This is a genomic window from Actinoplanes sp. NPDC049118 (assembly GCF_040648555.1).
In the GTDB taxonomy this organism is placed as follows: Bacteria; Actinomycetota; Actinomycetes; order Mycobacteriales; family Micromonosporaceae; genus Actinoplanes.
This window is the reverse complement of sequence record NZ_JBEZDY010000019.1, coordinates 1-24,420: the sequence shown is the minus strand read 5'-3', so window position 1 is coordinate 24,420 and position 24,420 is coordinate 1. Positions and strand designations below refer to the sequence as shown.

Sequence of the window (24,420 nt, the reverse complement as noted above, 5' to 3'; positions counted from 1 at the left end):
CGGCACCGATGACGGACGCGGCGGGCGTGAGCCGCCCGGTGAGCGCGCGCAGCCGGATGTGGGCCGCCGCGGGCGCGGAACTCGCGCCCGCCAAGTCCCTGGCCCGGGTGGACGAGCGCGCCAAGCAGATCGTGACAAACGTCAGCCTGGTCGGCTCGCTGCTGACCGGACTGGGCCTGGTGGCCGGCGCAAAACTCGACCGGTCCACGCCGGCGAAGACCCTCGCGATCGCCGCGGTGTGCGCGGCCCTGTTCGCCATCGTGGTGGCCCTGACTTCGATGCTGCTGCGATTCACGCCCGCGCTCACCCCGGCAAATGTGCTGGAGGTCGAGGAGTGGTACCGGCGGCAGTTCCGATGGGCGTACGGGGTGATCGCGGGCGGGGTGCTGCTTCTCGTCGCCGTGCTGCTGGCCGGTGCGGCGGCGCTCGTGGTCCTCATCGGCGCCGGCGGCGCCGACGAGCCGGCGGTGTCCGCGCAGATCGCCGGCACCGGCACCGACGCGAAGCTCACGGCGCAGGTCGGATTCACCGGGGCGACGCCTGGCCAGACGCTGTACACCGAGGTGGTCGGCGTCGATGCGGCCGGTTCCCGCACGATCCTCGTCCAGTCGGTGACGCGGGCGGGTGACACCGCGTCGGTGGCGTCGACCGCCGAGGTGGCGGGGGTGTCCAGGTACGCCGCGATCGAGCTGACCGCGACCCTGGCGGACCGGCGCTGCACCGCGCGGCTGGTGCCCGTAGTGCCGCCTTCTCGGCCGACCGTGGTGTGCGAGCGGCGGTAGGCACAGCCGACCCGATCAGCTTCCGGTGACCTGTTCGATGGCGGCGACCAGCTCCTGGGTGTACTCGCTGTCGGCGGTTGCGGCGGTGCCCAGGTTCTTGAGGTCGCGGAGGGCGGCCTGGGCGTAGAGAAGTGCTTCCTCGTGTCGGCCCGCCTTGAAGATCGCCACCGCGGCGTTGTGGCGGGCGCGTGCCGCCGAGTACCGGTCCTGCGTGTCTTCGAAGTTCTTGATGGCTTTCTGGAAGTGGCTCAGTGCGGTGTCGATGCGGCCGGCGGCGGCGTAGATCGAGCCGAGTGCCGCGTGTTTGATGGCGCGGTCGTTGAGGTGGTCGGTGGGAGTGAGGTCGAGGGCCTGGTGGTAGGCGGTGGCAGCGTTGTTGAGGTGGTCGTCCCGCACCTGCTCGGGTACGTCGGCGTCATAGGCGTCCCGGAAGCGCTCGTATGCGACGTGGCCGAGTTGGGTGACGGCGCGGGCTTGGCCGAGTCGATCGTCTTCGTCCGTGAGGTCGAGGCGGTGGCGGTACCAGCGTTCGGCCTGGTCGAGGTCGCGAAGTCCGGGGATTTCGATGTGGGCGTGTCCCAGGTTGAACGCGACCATGGCTTCGCCGCGGCGCTCGCCGATGCGTCGGAACAGGCCAAAGGCCTCCTCATAGGAGGGGATGCAGTCGGCGCGTTGCTGCTCCCGCAGGACATGTCCGAGGTCTTCCAGGCTGACGGCGAGGCTGCGGATTCGGTTGCGCTGTAGGTTGTCGAGTTGGTCGGGTCGAATGGCGAGAGCATCGGCGGCGCGGTCGCGGCACCGGGCCACATTGGCGGTCTGCAGGCGTTCGGCGGTTGCCCAGTCCCGGCGGTCGCGGGCGAGCTTGACCCGGTAGTCGCTGAGCAGATCCCATTCGTTGTCGCGGTGGGGCAGTGGCCCGTCAGTGGCGGGGTCGACGAGGTCGGGGACGAGTTCTTCGACCAGCCGGGCCCATTCCGCCCCCCGACCGAAGTAGTCATAGAGGACGCGCAGGCCTTGCATGCAGCCGATGACGTCGCTCCACCGGTGGTTGCCGCGGGCCAGGGCGCGGGCGTGCAGCAGGTTGGCCTCCTCAACCGCCAAGGTGTTGATGATCTGGTGCAGGCCGTGGCTGTACTCGCCGTGGTAGTAGTTGGCGATGGAAGCGATGGCGTCGGTGTAGGCGTGCTCGGCCCGCTGGGCGGTGGGGGTGTGTGGGGCGCCGTAGTGGGTGGTGAACAGGTGGGTGAAGTACCAGGGCAGGGCGGGGTGGATGGCGTAGTAGCCGCTGCCGAGCGGGGTGAGCAGGCCGATGTCGGCCGCCCGGTCCAGCAGCGCGATGCCGGCTTCGCGGGTCTGCGCGGCCGGTTCGGGCAGGGCCGCGCCGTTGTGAAGATCCTCGGCGGGATTGCCCATCGCGATGAGAGCGTCGACGTCGACGGTGTCCTGGAACAGGTGTAGCAGGGCGAGTTGGGCGCGTTCCCCGTCGGTGAACGCGTTCTCGAAGCCGAAGGCGAGCGAGGCGCCCAGCGATTTGGTGCGGCCCTGGGTGGCGTCGTCGTCCAGGGGCGCCTCGCCGGCGCGCAGCCGGGCGACGAACGCGTCGATCTGTGTCTTGCTGGTCAGCCCGTCGCGCAGGGCCTGGCCGACCAGCACGCTGATGGTCAGCGGGTTGCCGGCGGTGTAGTGCAGCAGCGGCCGCCAATCGTGCACGTCGGTGATCCGATGGCCGTGCCGGTGGGCGAGGGCCTGGGTGAGCTGGATGCGTTCCCGCATCGGCATCCGGGGCAACCGGACCCGGGCCGGAAGCCGGCCGAGCCAGTCGTGTTCGTCGCGGCGCGAGGTGAGCAGCACCTTGGCCTGGGTGTCGGCCAGGTCGCGCAGGAAGTCGGCCAATTCGGCCTGCTCGGCGCCGGTCCACGCCGACGGCGTTCCGGTGGGGAATCCGGCGACCGGTTCGACGTTGTCCCAGATCCAGAGCGCCGGCACCTGACGCAGCACCTGCAGGGCGACGTCGCGGCGGCCGGCCTGGTCCAGCGCGGCCCAGGCGATGTTGTTGCCGGCCAGCAGCGGCCCGAACACCTCGCCGAGCTGGTTGAGCAGCCGGGCCAGCGGCGTGTGGTGTTCCAGCGACGAGAAGATCACCGGTCCGGCGCCGAGGCCGGGGTGTGCGAGCCCGCCGGTCTCGGTGTACCAGCGGGCGAACTCGCTTGCGGTGGTGGTCTTCCCCGCCCCGGCGTATGCGTGCAGGAGCACGATCCGATGGTCGTCGAAGGACCGGTCCAGGGCGAGCAGCGTCTCATCGCGGCCGAAGAACCCGACGTCGGGACGGCGCGGCAACCCGGAAACCCCGGCCGGCTCACCCGCGGCGGGTTGCTGACCGGGCTGGCCGACCCGGATGGTCACCTGCCGTTGGGCGGCCGGCGTGAACAGGGCGATCGGCGCCGACTCGTAGACCACCGGCACCGACCAGTCCTGCAACGGGCGCGGGTCGAAGGCGATCTGCCGGCTGGGCTGCGCGTGCAGCTGCCGCCGCCCGGCCGTCACCGCCGCGCCCAACGGCTGCCCGTCCAGCAGCGCCGCGTACAGGTCGGCGACGAACCGGGCCGCGGTCACCACGTACACGCTGTAGCGCATCGCGACCACCCCCGGCACGCCGGCGTCGGTGACCTCCAACGCCAGCGAGCCGTAGCCGCGCACCCTGGCGTGCACATCCCCCTCCGCCGCCTCCGCGCCGATGTCCGCTTCGGCGCTGCCGGCGCCGTCCTCGGCAACGGCTGGCCGGGTAGGTGCCTCCGCGTAGGCCGAGCGGCAGGCGTTGAGTACCAGCACCGACACCCCGGTCCGGGCCAGCAGATCACCCAACGCCGGCCCGTCCACCAACTGCTCGTTGTCCTCGTGACCCGGATCCTCGAACAACAGGTAGCCGTGGCTACCCGCCCGCGGCGGTGAAACGAGATTCAACCGCTGGAACCGGTACGGACTGAACCCGCCGCCCGCCGACCCGTTGTTCCCGCCGTCCTCGTCATCGGCGGTGTCGTCGCCGGAGGGGTCGGTGTTCAGGTAGGTGCCGTGCCCGTCGAAATGCACCACGTGATACGGCCGGCCGGCCCGGTTGGCGTCGCTGAGCACCTTCTCCAGCTGGGCGAACGTCGGTGGCCGCAGCACATCCAGCGTGAACACCTGCCGGGCATCGGCGCTCAACCGCACCAGGTAGCTGGCCACGGACCGGAAGGGCACATCCGCCCCCGCGGCCGGCCGGCAGATCACCAGCAGCACCCGCAGCCGATCTCCCCCGGACGGTTCCCGCTGGGGGCGGGCCGGCCGCTGGTTGACCCGTACGAACGAGGCCGCCTCCAACGCCAGCGGGGTGCCGGTGGCCGGGTCGCGCAACAGCTCCCACGGCAGCGCGGTCGCGTCCTCGACGTCGCTGGCGATCTCCACCCGGGTCTCGGCCAGCCGATCCTGCAGCCGTCCCCACAACCGCTGCCCGTCCCGGCCGTCGAACACCTCGCTGAACAGCTGCTCACCGAGCTCGGCCAGCCGCTTCTCCACCCCCGCCGCGATGGTCGGCGCCGGCTGCACCGGGTACTCCAGGAAGTCCTCCAGATACCAGCGCACCCGTTCCCGGTCCGCGGCGGACATCGTGAACTCCACCCGGCTGACCGCCTGCTCGCTCACCCGCCCGCCGGTCAGCGTGGCCTGCACCCGGTGCGATCCATCGGCGTTCGCCGACTGACTCACCTGCAATGTCAACATCGCACCCGTCCCGACTACGCAGCACTACCTGTCGATCACCCGCAGCGATCCTTCAGTCAACACCAAACCGGCAAACAACCAGAGTCGGCTACCCGGACACCCCAACCCACCCACACGGCCATCCACAATGCAGGCCCGCCCCATCGCGGGAGCTCTCATGGACGCTGCGTGACGCTCCGCCGGGTGCTGGGTACGGCAGCGTCGGCCTCCCGGGCATCCACACAGGAGGGCTACGGTCGCGTCGGGTGCTGCAATCGACGTGACGCCGACCTGACGGTCCGGACACCCGCGCCGGTAGCTGATCATCCGAGCGGCAGGGCGCACCCTCCCGTGCCGGCCCCTCGTCCGTCATGCCCGAGATGCTTCGTGCAACTCCCCAAGACCGGGATTTGCGACTCGTGCAGCTGACGGCTCGCCACTGTGCGAACAGCGGCAAGGCTGTTGACGAAGGTCGAGGCTGATTCGGCGGCCTACCAAGTTGCGCAGCGATCCGCTGGCGGTTTCGAGCTGCGGAGGATGCGCGGCGGCAGGCCAGGCCCGGCCGGCAGGTCTTGGCGCGCGACCAGCGGCCGGGGCGGACGGCCGCGGGCATGGGGGTGGCCTCGGCCTCCCGCCGAATCGACGTGCGTCGACCTTAGCCCGGAGATCCCTCGCGGGCTGTCCGATGCCAATATGCGGCGGTCTCGCTGGTTTGGCGGACGACCTGGTCGGGAGCCGGCGGAGCCGGCCAGAACTGCACGAGGTAACGCTCCTGCGCTCCGGTCTCCTCGGCGTCCTCGCTGTCGAAGCCGGCGGCGGAGTACCGCACGCGATAGTCACGCTGCTCCAGGGCCAGTTCGGAGCCGGAGCCTTCCCACGGGGCGAACCACGTGTCCGGGCTTGCGGGGGCGAACGAGACCTCAACCACCTCTGACGACGCCGCGTCGAGCGGCGGTTCGCACTCGTGCAGCTCCATACGCAACAGAACATCGCCGGTGTGCGTGCCGGTGATGAACGTCAGCTGGCCGGGTACGCCTGCGCCGCAGAGGCCGTTCTGCTGGCCATCCATGCCGAGGTCGTCCGACCGGTCGTCGTCCTCATCGTCTTCCTCGTCCCAATCCTCCAGATCCGGCCCGTTCGGATCGACGCTCCGAACCCGGAACAAGCGGTACGCCACGGGGATTACCTGGTCGAGTAGAACCTGCATGAGCCCACGATCCCCGAGCAGGCGCCGCCGGACGGGCATTCACAGGAACTACTGCGCAGGGGTCCGCGATCTGGGGCCTAGTCGTCCTGCCCGGTACGTCATCTGAAGATCAGACATCGGGGGTTGATCATGGGTGCAGCCAGGCGGAAGTTCGGAGAGGCCAGGAGTACCGAATTCTTGGTTGCACACGGCGAGTGCTCGGGCCACTCATGTCGTTCTCGGCACTCTGGGCGCGCTTTGCGTCGTCGACTGGCGTGTCATGCCCCCAATGCCAGCCACATGCAATTCCCCACATTCAGCGGGATTCGCCCGCAGTGCCGGAGTCGGCCGGACGAGCCCATAGCGACCTTGATTGGTCATGGCGTTCATCGCAGTGTGGGTCCATGATGATCACATGACACCGACGGTGATTCACCAGCCGCGGGTGGCCTGGGACGGCGCCCGCGCCTTCGTCCGCATCGCCCAGACGCCGAACTATCAAGCTTTCGCCGACCACGTTTACCACCGGCTCGGACCAGAAACCTTCACGCAGCTGGAGGAAACCCATGAGCGATTGCTTGACGGCCTAATTCGCTCTGGTGGCGACCGGTACGTAATGGACGTCGAGGCCGGCAAGTGGAGAGTTCGCCTCGAGGATCTGCTCCGCACCCGGCCCAATCTCGCCGACGCAGTGCTCGACCTGACCGCGATGGTGCCGCGCACCTGACACGCAACCCCGATGCGACGCAGCAGGGCGCTCGGCAAGATCGACGGAGCCCATCGTTGATGAGGCCCTGTTAACCCGGCCCTTGTGGACCTCGCCGACCACATGGGTGAGCCTTCGGTCGGAATCGAATCGACGACGTTCCTTGTGAGGCGCTGGCGGCCATGGGCGAGCGGCGACGAGTCGGTGACGGGCGTGGCGGCGCGCAACCTGATGAGGACTGGCCACCGGCCCGCCTTATGACCAACCTGCCGCTACGAAGCGGGCGGGTCGGCGGAGACCGCGGCCGTTGCACCGACCGACGGGCCTTGTCCGGGCAGCCTGCCCGTCGCCGACATTCCGAGCAGCAGGGCACCGCAATCGAACTCGCGTAGTCACTTTGGAAGATCCTCTCCGTTGGGGAAATCTGGCTGAATCGCCTGCTCGGCATCGGTGACCAACCGCCCGCTCGTGCCCGCTGACCGCCCCAGTTGATCACGACTGCTGGCGCCAATGGCCCGGAGGCCGATGGGAGCGGCGCGGCAGCGCGATCGCGGAACCGATGACGGCGGAGAGGCGGAGTAGCAAGACTGACGCCCACCGCCCTTGCGGCGCCCTGATCCAAACGAGAGCAATTCGGCAGTGGCGACGTCACTGACGACGTCACTGACGATGTCCCGTCACGACTGATGGTTGTCACCCAGTTAGACACCCACTCGATCTGATGCCGTCACCGTTCGACGATCCATCCGAGCGCCGCCAAGCGGTTGACGAGCCGGTCGACATTGAGCGTCCGGAACATCCACAACTCGTCGTGATCAGCGACCTCGAACTCCAACCCACCTTCGCGCCATCGACGGATTGCGATCAGATTGTCGGCGGTGACCGCCAAGGTTCCGGCCCAGATCTCCCGTAGCGTGATGGAGTCCTGGTCCGCCCGTAGCCTCGCCATCGGCCAGCCGGAGTCGGCGCGAAAGCCACCCCCAACCTTAGGGACGACCCGGATACCGCCACGTATTGAGAACCCGCGCGCATCCACCTTCTACCCCTCCGTGCCATCAAGGCATCGTCCTCGCTCAGTAGCCGAGGTCATCAGATCGAACCTCAGTCATCGGTCTTGCCATCCTGATGCCTTATGCATCTCCAGCTCCGCCGGCCCCGCCGTTGGGGAGTTCGACTCCTTCGTCTCGAAGCAACAATCAAGGGGAGCTGACCTTGGCATAGACCGAGCCGACCTGGGCTTGAGCGTCCGCGAACGTCCGCCCGCGTCCCGTAAAGATCGCACCGATTGACACTCAGTTCGACGCTCAGAGTCGATCGGCTGCTTAGAGATCCTCCGGTTGGCGAGGGCAGCTCGACGGCATCCGCGGCACGGTGTTCGGCCGAGACGACGGCAGCACACAGAGATCATCGACTACATGGGGGTGATGTGTGCAGGCCCTGGCGGCGTCCGGATCTCTAGACACCTTTCGCGGTCGGGGTTATGGCCGTTGCTGGTGGAGATTGGACCTGCTCCGGTGAGATGGTCGTCGAGCAGGCCCGGTGTGGTGTGGCATTCGTTGAGCCGGTTCTTCACGGCGGCGGCGAGGGCCGGTGCCGGTGCCGGTGAAGCATCGAGCGATCCGCGCCGGTATACCAGGGTCGGTGTCGCCTTCGTGCAGCGATCAGTGTGCGTTCATCCGGTAGTGGCACTTCAATCCCAATTTTCCCGAACTCGCCCGCTTCACCCGATTTGGGGCCACGCTTACGGGTGTCACTACCTCACTTGGAAGGAATTTCCATGCGACGTGCGAGCGTCTTCCTGGCCGGGCTGTGCTTGGCCGCCGGCACTGGACTCGCCCTTGCGACACCCGCGTTTGCCGCGGACAGTTCCGGTTCCGTGGCCAGCACTACTTCCGCCACCGAGCAGCAGCAGGGGGGCTGCCGCCGCGACAACCACTGCCGTAACCACGGCCAACGCGGAGACGGCTTCGGCGGGGATGGCTTCGGCGGGGACGACTTTGGCGGGGATGGCTTCGCCGGGGATGGCTTCGGCGGGGATGGCTTCGCCGGGGATGGCTTTGGCGGGGGCGGCTTCGGCGGGGATGGCTTCGCCGGGGGCGGCTTTGGCGGGGATGGCTTCGCCGGGGGCGGCTTTGGCGGGGGCGGCTTCGCCGGGGATGGCTTCGCCGGGGATGGCTTCGGCGGGGATGGCTTCGCCGGGGGCGGCTTCGCCGGGGATGGCTTTGGCGGGGGCGGCTTCGGCGGGGATGGCTTCGGCGGGAACGACTTGGGGTAGAACGACTTCCGCAGGAACGGCCACGGGCGGAACGATCACCGCTGGAACGGCCACGGGCGGAACTGGCGCCAATCGGAGCACAACATCGTCATTCACTGACGATCAGCCAGATGTGACGGAAGCCTGGCCGGGCGAAATCGCCCGGCCAGGCCCGTTAGTGTGTTCGACCGCGTCGTCACCCCGGCGTCGGTGTCCGCACAGTTCGACCTTGATGTATGAGGAACCGGGGCGGGCGGCTCATCCGAGCCATCCCGGGAGCCCTGCCCGTCACACCATCAAGGCGATCCTCGTCGCCACCCTTGCCTGAGTTTCATGAGCGGCAGGCACCCGCCGCCGAAGTCCGCCGCCGGGGCCCGGGTCGTCGTGTAACGCGACGGCCAGGGCCCCTTCCTCCGACGCCCGGTTGCGGCGGGATGGCGCCGGCTGACGCTGCCGGCGCCATTCCACCAGGGTGCCGGTCGACATACGTCGACCGGCACCTCATCGCCGGTTCAGCAGCTACGCCGCTCCGACGGCGAGTCGGACAGGCCGACGATCTGGTACTGGCCGCACTCGGCCAGCGTGTCGAAGGCCGGGTACCCGTTCGTCGAATAGTGCGGATACTGGATGACCTCGTAGGACGGGAAATGGTCGGTCCGCAGGCTTGCCGACATGTTCGTGCCGGAGCCCTTGGCGAGGTTGACCTCGGTGTCGATGTGCCACCCCAGGCGCCACAGGTTGTTGGTGTCGGAGTTGGTGGCCTTCCAGTGGAATCGGAGAGCATCGTCCCCGGTCGCGTCGGTCCACACGTAGTTGCTGGGTGTCGACTGGGTGTCGGTGGCGCCGGAGTACCTGAAGCTGATCGGCAGAGCGCTACTGCAGGCGATAAGCACACAGCTCGGTTGCGCCAGGGCCCCGAGTAGCCCCCGGTCGGTGTCCCAGGCGACATGGATCCGCGCGCTCGCGAATGGGCCGGATGAGGACTCGGAGCGCCCGTCGCTGATCGGTATGTAGGCGCCCTTGTCGCCGATGTAGGCGCGAGCCACGACGATCCCCGAGTCGACGCTCGCCTTCTTGACCGGGATGAAACCCTTGGTGTGCTGCCCGGGAGCCGGGCCGTTGAAGTAGCGCCAGCGGGCTTCACGGTACAGCGAGTTCTCCATCAGCGGAGACATCGTGTCCATCCCGGACTTCGGCCCGACCCGCCCGTTCTTGACCGCGGCGACCGCCCAGAAGTGGATGCCGACCTGGGTCAGATAGCCACCGGTGAAGGTGGTCTTGTTACCGCCCAGCACGGGCAGTTCCAGTGGCTTCAGAGAAGGTATCGAGATCATGGACCCCGACACCCCGTGGTAGACGATGTAGCTGTCGGCGCCGGGAACCGCGTTCCACGTCACCTTCACGCCGTACGGCCCGTTCGGCACCGATGAGATTCCGGTCGGCGCCGGCGGCAGGGGCATCGTCACCGAGACCACATTGGATGGTGTGCTGTCGCCGGCGGCGTTCGTGGCGCGGACCCGGAACTCGTACGCCGAGGCGGTGAGATAGCCCGCCTTGGCGGTGCAGCAGGTGGTGTCCGGGGCCTTGCCGCGCTGCCAGGCACCGCCCGGTGTCCGGAACTCCACCCAGTAGTAGACGTTCGGGGTGGGGCTGGCCGTCCAGCGCAACGACGCCTCGCCGAGGCTCGCGGTCACGCTCAGCCCGCTGGGTGCCTGCGGTGTCGGCGGCATCGGCCGAGCCGTCACGGTCCCGGTGTAGCCGCTCTCGCCCGCCGCGTTGGTGGCGCGCAGCCGGAACTCGTAGACGGTGTTGTTGGTGAGGTAGCCCGCGACGAAGGTGCAGCACGTGGAGATCGGATCCTTGATCCGCTGCCAGGAGCCGCCACTCGTTCGGTATTCCAGCTGGTAGAAGACGTTCGGGGTCGAGCTGGCGGTCCAGCGCAACGTCACCTTGCCGTCTCCCGGCGTGGGCGTCAGCCCGCTGGGCGCCGCCGGCAGCGGCGGCATCGGCTTCGCGGTCTTCACCTCGGAGGCGATGCTGTCCCCGATGTTGTTGGTCGACCGGACCCGGAACTCGTACGTCGTCCCGTTGCTGAGGAAGCCGACGTCGCTGACACAGCAGGTGGATACCGGGCTTGCCGGTCGCTTCCAGGTGCCGCCGGTGGGCCGGTACTCCACCCAGTAGTAGACGTTGGCGGTCGCGCTGGCGGTCCACCGCACCGTTGCCTTGCCGTCGCCGGCCACGGCGGAGGTGATGGTGGGCGGCAGGGGAAGGCCGCCCTTGGAGGTGACCCGGATGGTCGCGGACGCCGGCCCCTCACCGCTGCCGTTCGCCGCAGTGACCTTGAACTCGTAGACGTGGTTGTTCTTCAGGCCGCCGAGCGTCACGTTCAGCTTGTCCGAGGGATAGACCGTGCGCACGAACGCACCTCCCTCGGTGACGTTCCGGTAGTAAGCGTAGTAGTAGAGGTTCGGGGCGGGCGCGTCCCAGTTCAGGTCGATCCTTCCGTCACCGTCGGTGCTGCCGGTCAGGCCGGTCGGCGCCGCCGGTGGGCTGATCTTGCTGGTTGCCGACACGACGTCGCTGGCCGGGCTCTCCCCGCCGTCGCTGCTCGCCTGCACCTTGAACTCGTACCGATGCCCGGCGGTGAGGTAGCCGGCGGTGAACTTGGTGCCCTCGGTCGGGTACTGCGCACGCTGCCAGTCCTGCCCGGCCGTGGCATCCCGGAAGGAGACCACGTAGAAGAGGCCCGCCGCGGGTGCGGTCCAGGTCACCCCGATGGTGCCGTCGCTGTTGGCGGCGGCGGCGACGTTCGTCGGCGCGGCCGGCACCGCCGCCCTCGGCGTGGCCTGCACCGCCGCGCTGAGCGGCCCGACCACCGAGCCCTGCCCGATCGCCGCGATCTTGAACTCGTACGTGTGGCCGTTGGTGAGGTAACCAGCGGTGAAGGTGCTGGCCTCGCTGGCCGGGTATTCGAGCTTGGCGAACTCCGTCTCACCGGCGGTGACGTCGCGCATGTAGACCCAGTGCCAGTAGTCCTCCCCGGAATCGGTCCAGGTCAGCTTCACCTCGCCGGGAGCGGCAGTGGCCTTGAGCCCGGCCGGTGCGGCCGGCGCCGGATAGGTGGAGGCGGCGGTGACGACCGTCGATCGGGGTGATTCGCCGGCGCCGTTGATGGCGGCCACCGCGAACTCGTAGCTGTGGCCGTGGGTGAGCCCGCCGGCCGTCATCTCCGTGCCGGCGGTGACCGGAATGCCCAGCTGGGTGAACTCGGCCTCACCCGCGGTCACATCCCGCTGATAGATGTAGTACCAGAGGCCGGGTGCCGGTGCCGACCAACGCAGCAGCACGGAGCCGTCCGGCTTCGCCGCGGCGCTCAGGCCGGTCGGCGCGGCGGAGACGTCGTAGCGGACCGCAACGCGCACCTTCGTCGACGGGTCGGATTGGCCGCCGCCGTTCTCCGCCGTCACGTAGAACTCGTATTCGTGACCGTTGGTCAGCCAGTCGAGTCCCTGACTCGTCTGCGACCAGTCGACTTTCGCCTGCTCCTGGAACGCCGCCTCCCCTGCGGTGACGTCGCGGTAGAAGACCTGGTAGCTCCACGCGTTCGGGAGCGCCGCCCAGGACACGGTGACCCGTCCGGCGGCGTCCGTCACCGCGTTCACGTTGCCCGGCGCGGGCGGCTTGGGCACCGTCGCGGTCACCGTGGCCGGCGCGGACCGCGGGCCTTCGCCGCTCGCGTTCGCCGCCGAGACCGCGAACCGGTACTGGTGGCCGTTCTTGAGGCCGGGCAGCTCGATCGACGTACCGGTCAGGTTGTCGGGGACCCGCGCGATGTGGGTCTGGCCCGCGGTCAGATCCTGCTGGTAAAGCCAGTAGCGGGTTGCCGACGCGGAGGCGGACCAGGACAGCTTGACGATTCCCTGGTCGTCCACGGTGCCGGCGAGGTCGGCCGGCGCGGCCGGGACAGTGGCCGGGTCGGGCGCGGGCAACGGCCACGCGACCTCGACGAAGCGCGGACGGTAGGAGCGCGCGTCGTTGTAGTTCCCGTCGTCGGTCAGGTCGTTGACGTTGTAGGAGAACAAAATCTTGCCAGGTCGGGCCAGGGCGGCATGGATGCGAGTCTCATAGACGATCACGCCGGCCCGGGACTCCGGAGCGGTGTGCACGATCTGCGGGCCGGTGAAGGGACCCGCCGGCGACGACGCGGTGTAGGCCACCACGGTCGGATTGAAGACCAGGTTGGTGTCCATGGTGATCAGCACATACTGGCCGCCGATCTGCTGGAGCCCGTACGAGGTGCCGACCCCGCTCATGATGCGGCCCGAATCGTTCAGCTGCGATGTCCACGCGGACCCGGTCCAGTACTGCCAGGCGCCCGAGATGCCACCGGCCGGCACCCGGGCGAGGTGCATGAACTTGGTGCCGTCCGTGGCGAACTCGGTGCCGTAGATGTAGGTGAAGTCGGTGCTCTCGACGATAGTCGACCCCCAGGTGACCCTGGTGCCCTTGTTGAGGTCCGTTAGGCTCTGCAGAGTCAGCGACGGCAGCGCGAAGGTCGCCAGCCAGGTTCCGGTGAGCGCCACGTCGAGGCTGCCCGTGCCCGTCCTGCGGTAGTGGTTGAACAGCACCCGGAGCGAGGTGCCCTCGACCGTGCCGTCACCCACCCAGTAACCCGCGCTGTCGTTCTGGCCGTCAGTGTCGGCGCCGACCAGCGACGTGGGTGCCGCGGTGGTCCCGCCGTGGCGGGTCTCCAGGATCTGGTCCCCGCTCTGCACCACCATGGCGTTGTGCACCATGGGGGTGTTCCGCGGGCGGCTGCCGTCGGGGTTGATCGGGCCGAGGAAGGTGTCGGAGAACAGCCACACCAGCCGGCCGTCCGGCAGCGGCACGGACGCCGTGGCGTCACCGCCGTTCCACCGGCCGCTCGTGTCGCCGTAGGTGCCGAACATTGCGCTCACGTCGGGCGCGGTCATCCCGCCGGCGGGCAGGTCCGCCAAGGCCGGCGACGACGGGGCCGCCACCTGCACGCCTAGTCCTATCAGGACGCAGGCCAGTAAGGCGGAAAGATGGCGTCTCATCTCTTCTCGATTCTTCTGAGGGCATAGGGGATCGCCGCGTGTGCACCGGTTAAGGAATGCGGGCGCGCAACGGTGAGCCGAGAATCGGCTCCGGGCCGGTCGATCGGCGGGGAGCGTAACAGCAAATTCTCGATAATGGTGTCCACATGAACGCCTCGTAAAAGGTCACCGGTGCCCTCGTTGAAATATTTGGGACAAACTCAAGGTTGCGCAACAGGTCAGATGGCACCCACTACGTCATCGAACGCTGCCCGGGACGGACCACCCAATTCCGGCGCCTGGCATGCGCTCTGACGGTGCTCGCGTATCTGCTGCCGACCGGCCCGGGCATGTGCGATGAACAGGGAGTTGTGGTGGTGAATGTTGCCGTACGCCCGGTGGAAGAAGTGCGGCGGGGACGGTGCCGTCGACCTCGACGACTGCCGACCCCAGGGGATGGTGCAGGCGACTTCGGAATAGCCGGCATCCCGATGAAAATGCCCGAGCGTATTGCGCCGGTCTCTCGCGCAGCACGTCTTGGCTCTCGATGAGGAAGCCGCTCTCGAAGTCGGTGGCGTGCCCCTGGATCAGCGCCTCCACAATGGTGACGATCTCGTCCACTGCGAGCGCAGCTATCGCTTGCAGTCCCAGCACGGCGAGCAGCTTGGTGAATTAGGCGTCACTGAACGGGTGCGCCATTTCGCGAGTAGAGTTCGAGCCGCTTATCCAAATTGACTTCCAGGCGCAGATGTCTGGCCTCTACCAATCACCGTGCTCGGTTCACCATGTTCCGGTGCCGTATCCGCAGCTGAACTCGCCCATTTCGCGATCAACGAAGCAGCTATTTGATCAGTCGACCGACGTAGCCTGCTTCGACCAGACGCTCGTAGGCGCTCCGAACGGGGCCAGGAATGTCTTGGGCAATTGCGAATCCGTGCTCAGCGTAGAGATCGATGCCGGTTCGATCCCAGACGGTCCGCTGGCGAGAATCCTGCCGTCGTCCCAGTGGCTGCCAGGCGGCCCCAGAACTTCAACACGGCCTCCACATGCGTGGAGACGACGCGCGCGTTACCAGATCACCCAGCGGCGCAACGGAGCACCTCCACGTGCGTGGAGAGGACTACGGCGTCGGCGCGTCCGGCCGCACCTGGCCTGGCAGGGGACTAGCGCCGCTCCTCCGCGTGTTGAAACGGCTCGCCGCGCACGGCGCTTGTGAGCGCATCGAGATGTGCGCAGTGTTCGATGATCTGGCGGTCAAGGCCGGTGAGGGCGCGGAGGTGAGCGCGGATCTCCGCGCGTCGTGTGGCAGGCAGGATGCTCCTGGCGATGGCGAGCCAGTGTTCGCCGCGGTCGGCCGGCCAGTCGGTCATGTTCGGCTCGCTGCGTGCTGGGGCGGCAGCGTGGAGTCGGCGCAGGATGTCGCCGGCTTGCCTCGACCTCCTAGCTCAGCGGCGAGAGAGAGTTCTGCCGTTGGAACACCGGATCCTGCGGGCCGTCTCAGCCCGGATCCGGTGGCGCAACCAGCTCGACGCTGCCCGCCGACAACACGGCGCTCTTTCGGCAACTGTCCCGGCCGCCCGCGCGGCCTGATCGTGCAACGCCAGCCGTGCAGAGGGGAAACCACATGGATGACGGGCTGATGACCGCCGATGAGGTCGCCGCTCGCCTACGTGCCACACCGAGATTCGTGCGCCGGCTCGTCTCCGAGCGGCGCATCGAGTACGTCAAGGTCGGTCGCCTGGTCCGCTTCGAGCCGGCCGCCGTCACCGGCTACATCGAGAACAACCGCGTCGTACCGACGGACCGGGCGGCGATTCGTGCCTACGTCGGGGGAGCGCACTGATGGCCAACCGGAAGGGACGCCGCCGTTTCGGCAATGTCCGCAAGCTGCCCTCGGGTCGGTTCCAGGCCCGTTACCTCGGGCCGGACGGGATCGAGCGGACGGCACCGAACACCTTCGACACGGAACGGTTGGCAGGCAAGTGGCTCACCCTGGTCGAGTCCGAGATCATCCGGGGCGATTGGCAGGCGCCGGAAGCGGGAGACGTGCGACTGGCCGAGTACGGCAAGGAGTGGATCGCGCACCGGAGGCTCCAGCCGCGCACCCGGGAGAACTATGAAGACCTGTTCCGTCTGCACCTCGAGCCCTTCCTGGGGAATCTGTCGCTCGTCCCTGGCTATGACCGATACCACACTCCTGAACGTCCGGTGGCCACCATCGTCCAGGTGCTCGCGCTCGCCGAGCAGATGTCGCCTCGTTACACAGCGCTGATTTTGGTCGCCGCGTTCTCCGGGCTGCGCTGGGGAGAATTGGCCGCGCTGCGGCGCTGCGATGTTGACCAGGAGGTCGGCACGGTGCGGGTGCCTCGCAAGCTGGCTGCGCTCAAGAGCGGGATGGAGTTCGGTCCGCCGAAGTCGGCGGCGGGAATTCGGGTAGTGGCGCTCCCGGTGGTGGCGCGCACGGCACTCGCCGGGCACCTGGGCGGGTTCACCGACGCCGAGCCGGAGGCCTTGGTCTTCACCGGCGACAAGGGGACGGCGCTGCGGACCGGGAACTTCCGTCGAGCGGTCAAGTGGTCGACGGCGCTGGAGGACGCCGGGATGCCCGCCCGGGTTCCACTTCCACGACCTGCGCCACACGGGTAACCACCTGGCGGCGTCGAGCGGGGCCAGCACGCGGGAGCTGATGCGTCGGATGGGACACGCCAGCATGCGAGCGGCACTCATCTACCAGCACGCGACCAGCGAGCGAGATCGCGAGATCGCGAGATCGCGACGAGCATGGACAAGCGGATCAGCAAGGGTGCGAAAGCCGCGAAGAAGGGAAAGGCTGGCAAGCGAGCGCGCGGAGCCTCGTAGACGCCTAATGGCACGCCAATGACACGCAAGATCATCTAGGTGGTTGGAACGATGAAGGCCCAGGCTCGGGATATGCTCCCTGACCTGGGCCTTCGTGCTCGGAGCGGGCGACGAGAATCGAACTCGCGTAATCAGTTTGGAAGACTGAGGCTCTACCATTGAGCTACGCCCGCGTGACACCCCACTGGCGTGCGGTGCCGGGGTCAGCCTACTGAATGCGGCCGCCGCACGCGAACCCGATATCCCCCGCGTGGCGCACCGGGGTGACGCCGCGGCACACGACACGCGGTGGACCGCATACACTTGCCGTCGCCACGGGGTGTGGCGCAGCTTGGTAGCGCACTCGCTTTGGGAGCGAGGGGCCGTGGGTTCAAATCCCGCCACCCCGACTTCACCAACACACGAAGAGATCCATCAAGGAGTACGCCTGTGAAGAGCACCGTCGAGACTCTGAGTCCGACTCGGGTGCGGCTCGCCATCGAGGTGCCGTTCGACGAGCTGAAGCCCAGCCTGCTGAAGGCGTACCGTGAAATCGGTTCTCAGGTCCAGATCCCAGGCTTCCGCCGGGGTAAGATCCCCGCCGCGGTCATCGACCAGCGCGTCGGCCGGGGCACGGTCCTCAACGAGGCCGTGCAGGAGGCCATCCCGCAGCAGATCCTGGCCGCGGTTCGCGAGCACGACGTCAAGACGCTCGGCCGCCCCGAGGTGGAGATCACCGAGTTCGCCGACAACGAGCCGCTGAAGTTCACCGCCGAGGTCGATGTCCGCCCGGAGATCACCATTCCGGACCTGTCGGGCATCACCGTCGAGGTCCCGGTCGTCGAGATCGGCGACAACGAGATCGACGAGCAGATCTCCGGCCTGCGCGAGCGTTTCGCCACCCTCAAGACCGTTGACCGTCCGGCCGCGGAGGGCGACTACGTCCAGCTCGACCTCCGGGCGACCGTCGACGGCGAGGAGGTGCCCGGCGGCTCCGCGACGAACATCTCGCACGAGGTCGGCAGCAAGCAGCTTCTCCCCGGCCTCGACGACGTCCTCGTCGGCCTGGTCACCGGCGCCGACGCCACGTTCACCACGCAGCTGGTCGGCGGCGACTTCGCCGGCCGTGACGCCGAGGTGGCCGTGACGGTGCGCAGCGTCAAGGACAAGCAGCTGCCCGAGGTCGACGACGAGTTCGCCCAGCTGGCGAGCGAGTTCGACACCCTCGACGAGCTCAAGGCCGATCTCAAGGAGCGGCTGGGCAAGGTCAAGAAGGTCGAGCAGATCTACGCCGCCCGCGACGAGGCGCTCAAGCAGCTCGTCGAGGCCGCCGACATCCCCGCGCCCGAGGGCATCGTCAAGGACGAGGTCGAGGGCCGCAAGCAGGCGATGACCGACCAGCTGGAGCGCATCGGCGCCAGCCTCGAGGACTACCTGACCTCGGAGGAGAAGACCGAGGAGCAGATCGACACCGAGCTGACCGAGGCGGCCACCGAGGGCGTCCGGATCCAGCTGCTGCTCGACACGATCGCGGACGCCGAGGACATCCAGGTCTCCGACGACGAGTTCGGTCACGAGATCGTGCACCGGGCGCAGCGCGCGCAGATGCAGCCCCAGCAGTACTACGACCAGCTCGTGCAGTCGGGGGCGGCCGCGGCCGTCTTCGGCGACGTGCGCCGCGGCAAGGCCCTGGCCAACGTCATGGAGCAGGTCACGATGAAGGACACCGCCGGCAACACGCTCAGCCTCGACGACCTCCGCGAGGCCTCCGGGGACGAGCACGCCGGGCACAACCACTGATATCCGGACGGGTCGGCCGCCGCGCGCCCCTTGCGGCACGCGGCGGCCCACGCCTTTTTCCGGGTACGGGGGGAGCTGATGCGCTGTCAGCGAACACCTGCCCGAGCGGGAAGCTGATGCGGATGCGACCGGTTAGGTTGGTGCTACGACGGACAACCTGTCGGCCGGATCCCTCGGCCGACACAGTCAGCTGTGAAGGGCTGCCATGACCGATCTGCACATCCCTGCAAGTCCCACGCTGCGTGGTGACTCCCTCAGTGGCAACCTGGACGACTCGGTCTACAACCGCCTGCTGCGCGAGCGGATCATCTTCCTCGGCAGCGAGGTGACCGACCAGGTTGCCAACCGCATCTGCGCGCAGCTGCTCCTGCTCTCCGCGGAGGACCCCGAGCGCGACATCAACCTGTGGATCAACTCGCCGGGTGGTTCCGTCTACTCCGGCATGGCGATCTACGACACCATGCAGTTCATCGACAACGACGTCTCCACCGTGGCCATGGGCATGGCCGCGTCGATGGGGCAGTTGCTGCTCTGTGCCGGCACGGCGGGCAAGCGCTACGCGCTGCCGCATGCGCGGATCATGATGCACCAGCCGTCGGGCGGCATGGGCGGCACGGCCGCCGACATCGCCATCCAGGCCGAGCAGATGCTCTACACCAAGCGCATGTTCCAGGACCGGGTGGCCTTCCACACCGGCCAGGACCAGGCGCAGATCGAGGCCGACTCCGACCGGGACCGCTGGTTCACGGCTGAGGAGGCCAAGAACTACGGCTTCATCGACAAGGTGATCACGGGTGCCACTCAGGTCCCCGAGGGCGCCGGAACGCTGAACTGAGGAGCTGACAATGACCGACCTGACGATGCCTCCCGGGTTCGCTCCGGTGCACAACCGCTACGTCCTGCCCTCGTTCGTCGAGCGCACGTCGTACGGCGTGAAGGAGTCGAACCCGTACAACAAGATGTTCGAGGACCGGATCATCTTCCTCGGCGTCCAGGTGGACGACGCGTCGGCCAACGACGTGATGGCCCAGCTGCTCACGCTGGAGAGCGCCGACCCGGACCGCGACATCCTGATGTACATCAACTCGCCCGGTGGGTCGTTCACCGCGATGACGGCGATCTACGACACGATGCAGTACGTCCGTCCGGACATCAGCACGGTCTGCCTCGGCCAGGCGGCCAGCGCGGCCGCGGTGCTGCTCTCCGGCGGCACCCCCGGCAAGCGGATGGCGCTCCCGCACTCGCGGATCATCATCCACCAGCCGGCCACCGAGGGCGGCTACGGTCAGGGCTCGGACATCGAGATCCAGGCCCGCGAGATCATGCGCATGCGCACCCAGCTCGAGGAGATGCTCGCGAAGCACTCCAACCAGACGGTGGAGAAGGTCCGCAAGGACATCGACCGCGACAAGATCATGACGGCCAGTGAGGCCAAGGAGTACGGCCTCGTCGACACGGTCCTTGCCACGCGTAAGAAGAGCCTGCAGAAAGCCGGCGTCTGAGCCCCAACGTGTCATGTCGGGGGTCGGTCAGCGCACGCTAGACTGACTGACCCCTGACACGCCCGTTTTGGGGGGTCGGAGAACTGCCCGTCAGCGGGTAACGTCGAGCCAGCAACCTCAGTAACGCGGGTCGGCAGACGATGAACTCTGTAGGACGTTGTTTGGCGACGAGGAAACCATCCTCAGGCCAGGGGCCGGCACGAGCCGGCCGATGAGCGCAGGGAGAACGTAGGTGGCACGGATCGGCGACGGTGGCGACCTACTGAAGTGCTCCTTCTGTGGGAAGTCCCAGAAGCAGGTCAAGAAGCTCATCGCGGGCCCTGGTGTTTATATCTGCGACGAGTGCATCGACCTCTGTAACGAGATCATCGAGGAAGAGCTGGCCGAAACCGGCGAGGTGAAGTGGGAAGAGCTTCCCAAGCCGATGGAGATCTGCCAGTTCCTCGACAACTACGTGGTCGGGCAGGAGCAGGCCAAGAAGGCCCTCTCGGTTGCTGTCTACAACCACTACAAGCGGATTCAGGCCGAGTCGGCCGGCGCGCCCGGAGGTGGCAGCGACGTCGAGGTGGCCAAGTCCAACATCATGCTCATCGGCCCCACCGGCTGCGGTAAGACCCACCTGGCGCAGACACTGGCCCGGATGCTCAACGTTCCGTTCGCGATCGCGGACGCCACGGCGCTGACCGAGGCGGGCTACGTCGGCGAGGATGTCGAGAACATCCTGCTCAAGCTGATACAGGCCGCCGACTACGACGTCAAGCGCGCCGAGCAGGGCATTATCTACATCGACGAGGTCGACAAGATCGCCCGCAAGAGCGAGAACCCGTCGATCACCCGCGACGTCTCCGGCGAGGGCGTTCAGCAGGCCCTGCTGAAGATCCTCGAGGGCACGGTGGCGAACGTGCCGCCGCAGGGCGGTCGCAAGCACCCGCACCAGGAGTTCATCCAGATCGACACCACCAACGTGCTGTTCATCGTCGGTGGGGCGTTCGCGGGTCTGGACCGGATCATCGAGTCCCGGGTCGGACAGGGCGGGGTCGGCTTCGGCGCCCACCTGCGCTCGATCTCGGAACGCGACACGGACGACATCTTCAGCAAGGTCATGCCCGAGGACATGCTGAAGTTCGGCCTGATCCCCGAGTTCATCGGCCGGCTGCCGGTCATCACCACCGTGCGCAACCTCGACCGCGAGGCGCTTATCAAGATCCTCACCGAGCCCCGCAACGCGTACGTGAAGCAGTACCAGCGGCTCTTCGAGCTGGACGGCGTCGAGCTGGAGTTCGACACCGGCGCCCTCGAGGCGATCGCCGACCAGGCGATGCTCCGGGGCACCGGCGCCCGCGGCCTGCGGGCCATCATGGAGGAGGTCCTCCTCTCCGTGATGTACGAGGTACCCAGCAACCCCGACGCCGCCCGGGTGCTCATCACCCGCGAGGTGGTCGTGGAGAACGTCATCCCGACGATCGTCCCCCGCGAATTCGTGGGCCGGCGGGCTCGTCGCGAACGCGAGGAGAAGTCGGCCTGACCGCACCGCACGGTCTTCCGGAGGTCCTGGCCCGAGTCGAGCACCGCGAACGACTCCCGACGGACCCCTGGCTCGAACTGGTGCCGCCACCGTCGCCCCATCGGGCGGCGGTGGCGTCGTTTCCCGGCCATGTGGTCGTGGCCGCCGACGTCGACCGCCCGTGGGTCGAATCGTGGATGGGCACCGACGACGACCTCAGCGCGCCGCTCTCGCCGAGATTCCTCGGCGCCCTCGAACAGCGGCTGCGCATGACCGCCGGCAACATCGACGCGGTGCTGCTCGCTCAGCCCGCCGCGGGCGAGCCGACGATCCCGCTCACACCGATCACGGACAGTGATCATCCCCGGGTGGTCCGCGCGCGCCGATACCGCGAGGACGTCCGGGCGTGGACATGCGGCCCGGCGGTGCTCGTCCTGGGCCGCGGGCTGGCCGGGCGGTGGGAGGCCGCCGTCGAGGTGGCGCAGGGCGCACGCAACGAGGGGCTGGGGCGCTCGCTGGCGGCCGCGGCCCGGCATCTGGTGCCGCAGGGTCGGCCGGTGTGGGCCCAGGTCGCTCCGGGCAACGCAGCAAGCCTGCGCGCCTTCCTGGCGGCCGGCTACGAGCCCGTCGGCGCCGAGGCGCTCCTCATGCCGGCGCCGGACTGAGTTCGGCCGACGGAACGGCTTTCGGAGCGGCGGGCGCGTGCTGCCGGCCGTACGCTGGCAGTCATGCGCGTCGCCGTATGCCAACTGAATGCCCGCGACGATCGGGCGGCCAATCTGGCCGCCGCCCGCGAATTGCTGGGCCGCGCGGCCTCGGCCGGCGCCGACCTCGCGGTCCTGCCCGAGTACGTCGACTACCTGGGCAGGTCCGCCGGCCTGCCGAAGCCCGAGCCGATCGACGGCGAATTCGCCGAGTTCTTCTCCACGGCGGCCCGCGAGCTCGGCATCTGGGTGCACGCCGGCTCGTTCCACGAGACCGGCCCGGACGAGACGCGGGCCTACAACACGTCGCTGGTCTTCGACCGCTCCGGCGAGCTCGCCGCGACCTACCGCAAGATCCACCTGTACGACGTGGAGATCCCGGGCCGGGTCTCCTACCAGGAGTCCCGCTCGGTGGCGCCGGGCGACCAGACCGTGGTGACAGACATCGAAGGCGTACGCACGGGCCTGTCGATCTGCTACGACCTCCGCTTCCCCGAGCTGTACCGCCGCCTGGCCGTCGACGGCGAAGCCAGGATGATCGTGGTGCCGGCGGCGTTCATGATGCACACGGGCCGTGACCACTGGGAGGTCCTGCTCCGCGCGCGGGCGATCGAGAACCAGTGCTACGTGGTGGCCGCCGGCCAGATCGGCGACCACGACCCCGACCGCACCTGCTTCGGCCGCAGCATGATCATCGATCCCTGGGGGACCGTGGTGGCGCAGGCGCCGGACGTCGTCGGCATCGTGACCGCGGACATCGATCTGGGCCGGCTGGAGGAGATCCGCAGCGAGCTGCCGAGCCTGACCAATCGCCGCCTGTAGGCGGGCCACCTCGCTTCATCGCCGCCTGCGCAGTCGCAGTCGCAGGGGAGGGGAGGCGGGCGGGTGCAGGTGGGGTCGGTGTTGCGCGGGTTGTCGGTCGGGCGGTCGCGCTGGTGTCGGTGCTGCTGGTCCGTTGTGCGGTGATCGAGCGCCGATCTGGGCGCTGGGTATTCGTGTGGTGTTGCCGGGCGCGGGTGGCGTGTGACGGCGACCTGGGTTCGGGGCGCTGGCGGGGTTCGGTGCAGGCGAAATCGGCATTGCGCGGGTTGTCGGTCGCGCTGGTGTCGGTGCTGCTGGTCCGTTGTGCGGTGATCGAGCGCCGATCTGGGCGCTGGGTATTCGTGTGGTGTCGCCGGGGACGGGTGGTGTGTGACGGCGACCTAGGTTCGGGCGCTGGCGGGGGTTCGGTGCAGGCGGGATCGGTGTTTGCGCGGGTTGTCGGTCGGTCGGATGTCACGCTGGTGCGCCTCGGCCGCCGTTGTCACGACAGTCCGGTACAGCCCGGCCGACGGCGCTGCTGGTCCGTTGTGCGGTGATCGAGCGGCGGGTCCGGGCACACGAGAACCCGCTCGGCATTTGCCCGGACGGAGGCGGGGCGAGGCACGCGATCGGCGACCCGAAGTCTGGCGATGCGGGCGAGGCTGCGGGTGGGTCGACCAGAGCTGAGACGGGCGCCCGCGCGATTCGCTGCCGGACGAACCGATTGAAGGGCAGCGGCCTGGGCCGGGCGGAGCTTCTACAGGCTTTGCACGAGGTAGCTCAGGACCGCGACGCACACCAGGGCGCCGCCGACTATGAGCATTGCTCCGCCCATCCGGGTGGGGCCGCGCATGATCAGGCGGTGGACGGAGACCACCACCGCGGCCAGCACCAGAACGCCGATGAGCAGCTGTGTCAGCGGCGTCAGCAGACTGAACAGTGCGTCGGCGGCAAGCACCGGGGAAGCGGCCATGACTGCCACTCTGGCACGGGCGGGCACGCGATGGCGGCACGGGGACGGCTGTCGATTTGCGTTTCGGGTGGGGCGTCGCGTAACTTTCTCTTTGCCCGAGGGGAACCGGACGGAGCGGCACGAAAGTGACCGATCTGAAGGGGACGCGGAGGCGGCTGAAGGGAAGCGTTATGCTGACCTCAGCGACCGGGCGAAGCGGGTGCCGGGAAACCGGATTTGCGCCAGCGAGAACGACCGGGTAGAGTACAACGGCCAGCAGGAGCCGGGCGGATGGATCGTTAAGCGATCATCGGCCGGTCTGCAGAGGCCATCCGCATCGACGAACACCCCGAGTTGGGGTGAGCGTCAGCGCGGGAAAACATTCGGGCGATGCTACGAAGATCTTCGGATCTTCCAAGACTCGGGTCTTGCGCTGGCGAAGTCGACCGGGTAAGTTAGAGCGGTTGCCCCGAGCGGGTCTCCTGAAGAGGAGATTTGGTTCGGTGTGTGGTTGTTCTTTGAGAACTCAACAGGGTGCTAGATAAGCCAGTGCCAATAGGTTTTTGACTGTGGCTGGTCTGCTTTGGTGGATTGGT

General features: G+C 68.1%; 17 protein-coding genes and 2 tRNA genes. 11 read left to right on the top strand and 8 right to left on the bottom strand.

What is annotated here, in order from left to right:
• The first annotated feature begins 8 nt into the window (after positions 1–8).
• Positions 9–782 carry a hypothetical protein gene (locus AB0B58_RS27670; protein WP_360229429.1) on the top strand — a complete coding sequence of 258 codons (774 nt, stop codon included), beginning with the start codon at positions 9–11 and terminating at the stop codon, positions 780–782.
• 15 nt (positions 783–797) lie between these two features.
• Here the strand turns inward: AB0B58_RS27670 and AB0B58_RS27665 are convergent, their stop codons facing one another.
• The gene (locus AB0B58_RS27665) at positions 798–4,487 is read right to left on the bottom strand and encodes a CHAT domain-containing protein (protein WP_360229427.1); all 3,690 of its coding nucleotides are present in this window, start codon (positions 4,485–4,487) and stop codon (positions 798–800) included.
• A 685-nt stretch (positions 4,488–5,172) separates the two neighbouring features.
• A complete protein-coding gene (locus AB0B58_RS27660) occupies positions 5,173–5,724 on the bottom strand; it encodes a hypothetical protein (protein WP_360229425.1) in 552 nt (183 codons plus the stop codon).
• A 358-nt stretch (positions 5,725–6,082) separates the two neighbouring features.
• Here AB0B58_RS27660 and AB0B58_RS27655 point away from each other — a divergent pair, with 358 nt between their 5' ends.
• Positions 6,083–6,430 carry a hypothetical protein gene (locus AB0B58_RS27655; RefSeq protein ID WP_360229423.1) on the top strand — a complete coding sequence of 116 codons (348 nt, stop codon included), beginning with the start codon at positions 6,083–6,085 and terminating at the stop codon, positions 6,428–6,430.
• Between the two features lie 706 nt (positions 6,431–7,136).
• Here AB0B58_RS27655 and AB0B58_RS27650 read toward each other — a convergent pair.
• The 4 genes from AB0B58_RS27650 to AB0B58_RS27635 form a co-directional block, all read right to left on the bottom strand.
• Positions 7,137–7,445 carry a hypothetical protein gene (locus tag AB0B58_RS27650; RefSeq protein ID WP_360229421.1) on the bottom strand — a complete coding sequence of 103 codons (309 nt, stop codon included), beginning with the start codon at positions 7,443–7,445 and terminating at the stop codon, positions 7,137–7,139.
• 717 nt (positions 7,446–8,162) lie between these two features.
• Positions 8,163–8,708 carry a hypothetical protein gene (locus AB0B58_RS27645; protein WP_360229419.1) on the bottom strand — a complete coding sequence of 182 codons (546 nt, stop codon included), beginning with the start codon at positions 8,706–8,708 and terminating at the stop codon, positions 8,163–8,165.
• Between the two features lie 467 nt (positions 8,709–9,175).
• On the bottom strand, positions 9,176–13,693 hold the full coding sequence (locus AB0B58_RS27640; RefSeq protein ID WP_360229417.1) for a fibronectin type III domain-containing protein: 4,518 nt from the start codon (positions 13,691–13,693) through the stop codon (positions 9,176–9,178).
• 1,193 nt (positions 13,694–14,886) lie between these two features.
• Positions 14,887–15,093, bottom strand: coding sequence for a hypothetical protein (locus AB0B58_RS27635; RefSeq protein WP_360229415.1), 207 nt, complete (start codon positions 15,091–15,093; stop codon positions 14,887–14,889).
• Between the two features lie 254 nt (positions 15,094–15,347).
• Between AB0B58_RS27635 and AB0B58_RS27630 the strand changes: the two genes are divergently transcribed.
• The gene (locus tag AB0B58_RS27630; protein WP_360229413.1) at positions 15,348–15,566 is read left to right on the top strand and encodes a helix-turn-helix domain-containing protein; all 219 of its coding nucleotides are present in this window, start codon (positions 15,348–15,350) and stop codon (positions 15,564–15,566) included.
• Positions 15,566–16,369 carry a hypothetical protein gene (locus AB0B58_RS27625; RefSeq protein ID WP_360229411.1) on the top strand — a complete coding sequence of 268 codons (804 nt, stop codon included), beginning with the start codon at positions 15,566–15,568 and terminating at the stop codon, positions 16,367–16,369. The genes AB0B58_RS27630 and AB0B58_RS27625 overlap by 1 nt, the downstream gene beginning before the upstream one ends.
• Positions 16,370–16,684: 315 nt before the next feature.
• On the opposite strand, the gene AB0B58_RS27620 is transcribed toward AB0B58_RS27625, so the two are convergent.
• Positions 16,685–16,755: transfer RNA gene (locus AB0B58_RS27620), tRNA-Gly, on the bottom strand.
• Between the two features lie 142 nt (positions 16,756–16,897).
• Here AB0B58_RS27620 and AB0B58_RS27615 point away from each other — a divergent pair.
• The 7 genes from AB0B58_RS27615 (at position 16,898) to AB0B58_RS27585 (ending at position 22,893) form a co-directional block, all read left to right on the top strand.
• Positions 16,898–16,971, top strand: a tRNA-Pro gene (locus AB0B58_RS27615).
• A gap of 40 nt (positions 16,972–17,011) precedes the next feature.
• Complete coding sequence (gene tig, locus AB0B58_RS27610; protein ID WP_360229409.1) at positions 17,012–18,361, top strand: trigger factor; 1,350 nt, start codon at positions 17,012–17,014, stop codon at positions 18,359–18,361.
• A 205-nt stretch (positions 18,362–18,566) separates the two neighbouring features.
• On the top strand, positions 18,567–19,196 hold the full coding sequence (locus tag AB0B58_RS27605) for an ATP-dependent Clp protease proteolytic subunit (protein WP_184996956.1): 630 nt from the start codon (positions 18,567–18,569) through the stop codon (positions 19,194–19,196).
• Between the two features lie 10 nt (positions 19,197–19,206).
• Positions 19,207–19,863 carry an ATP-dependent Clp protease proteolytic subunit gene (locus tag AB0B58_RS27600; RefSeq protein ID WP_360229406.1) on the top strand — a complete coding sequence of 219 codons (657 nt, stop codon included), beginning with the start codon at positions 19,207–19,209 and terminating at the stop codon, positions 19,861–19,863.
• A gap of 232 nt (positions 19,864–20,095) precedes the next feature.
• Positions 20,096–21,388 (top strand): ATP-dependent Clp protease ATP-binding subunit ClpX, encoded by a 1,293-nt coding sequence (gene clpX / locus AB0B58_RS27595; RefSeq protein WP_023359330.1) that lies wholly within the window; start codon positions 20,096–20,098, stop codon positions 21,386–21,388.
• Positions 21,389–21,498: 110 nt separating this feature from the next.
• On the top strand, positions 21,499–22,032 hold the full coding sequence (locus AB0B58_RS27590; RefSeq protein ID WP_360229404.1) for a GNAT family N-acetyltransferase: 534 nt from the start codon (positions 21,499–21,501) through the stop codon (positions 22,030–22,032).
• 63 nt (positions 22,033–22,095) lie between these two features.
• Positions 22,096–22,893: a carbon-nitrogen hydrolase family protein gene (locus AB0B58_RS27585; RefSeq protein WP_360229402.1), complete on the top strand. Its 798-nt coding sequence runs from the start codon at positions 22,096–22,098 to the stop codon at positions 22,891–22,893.
• 736 nt (positions 22,894–23,629) lie between these two features.
• Here the strand turns inward: AB0B58_RS27585 and AB0B58_RS27580 are convergent.
• Positions 23,630–23,845 (bottom strand): hypothetical protein, encoded by a 216-nt coding sequence (locus tag AB0B58_RS27580; RefSeq protein WP_360229400.1) that lies wholly within the window; start codon positions 23,843–23,845, stop codon positions 23,630–23,632.
• Positions 23,846–24,420: the final 575 nt, after the last annotated feature.

What these genes read in the sequence shown, in the direction of transcription:
- AB0B58_RS27670 (WP_360229429.1), top strand. Translation starts at nt 9, where the DNA reads ATGACGGACGCGGCGGGCGTGAGCCGCCCGGTGAGCGCGCGCAGCCGG.
- AB0B58_RS27660 (WP_360229425.1), bottom strand. Translation starts at nt 5,724, where the DNA reads ATGCAGGTTCTACTCGACCAGGTAATCCCCGTGGCGTACCGCTTGTTC.
- AB0B58_RS27655 (WP_360229423.1), top strand. Translation starts at nt 6,083, where the DNA reads ATGGCGTTCATCGCAGTGTGGGTCCATGATGATCACATGACACCGACG.
- AB0B58_RS27635 (WP_360229415.1), bottom strand. Translation starts at nt 15,093, where the DNA reads ATGACCGACTGGCCGGCCGACCGCGGCGAACACTGGCTCGCCATCGCC.
- AB0B58_RS27630 (WP_360229413.1), top strand. Translation starts at nt 15,348, where the DNA reads ATGGATGACGGGCTGATGACCGCCGATGAGGTCGCCGCTCGCCTACGT.
- AB0B58_RS27625 (WP_360229411.1), top strand. Translation starts at nt 15,566, where the DNA reads ATGGCCAACCGGAAGGGACGCCGCCGTTTCGGCAATGTCCGCAAGCTG.
- AB0B58_RS27605 (WP_184996956.1), top strand. Translation starts at nt 18,567, where the DNA reads ATGACCGATCTGCACATCCCTGCAAGTCCCACGCTGCGTGGTGACTCC.
- AB0B58_RS27600 (WP_360229406.1), top strand. Translation starts at nt 19,207, where the DNA reads ATGACCGACCTGACGATGCCTCCCGGGTTCGCTCCGGTGCACAACCGC.
- AB0B58_RS27585 (WP_360229402.1), top strand. Translation starts at nt 22,096, where the DNA reads ATGCGCGTCGCCGTATGCCAACTGAATGCCCGCGACGATCGGGCGGCC.
- AB0B58_RS27580 (WP_360229400.1), bottom strand. Translation starts at nt 23,845, where the DNA reads ATGGCCGCTTCCCCGGTGCTTGCCGCCGACGCACTGTTCAGTCTGCTG.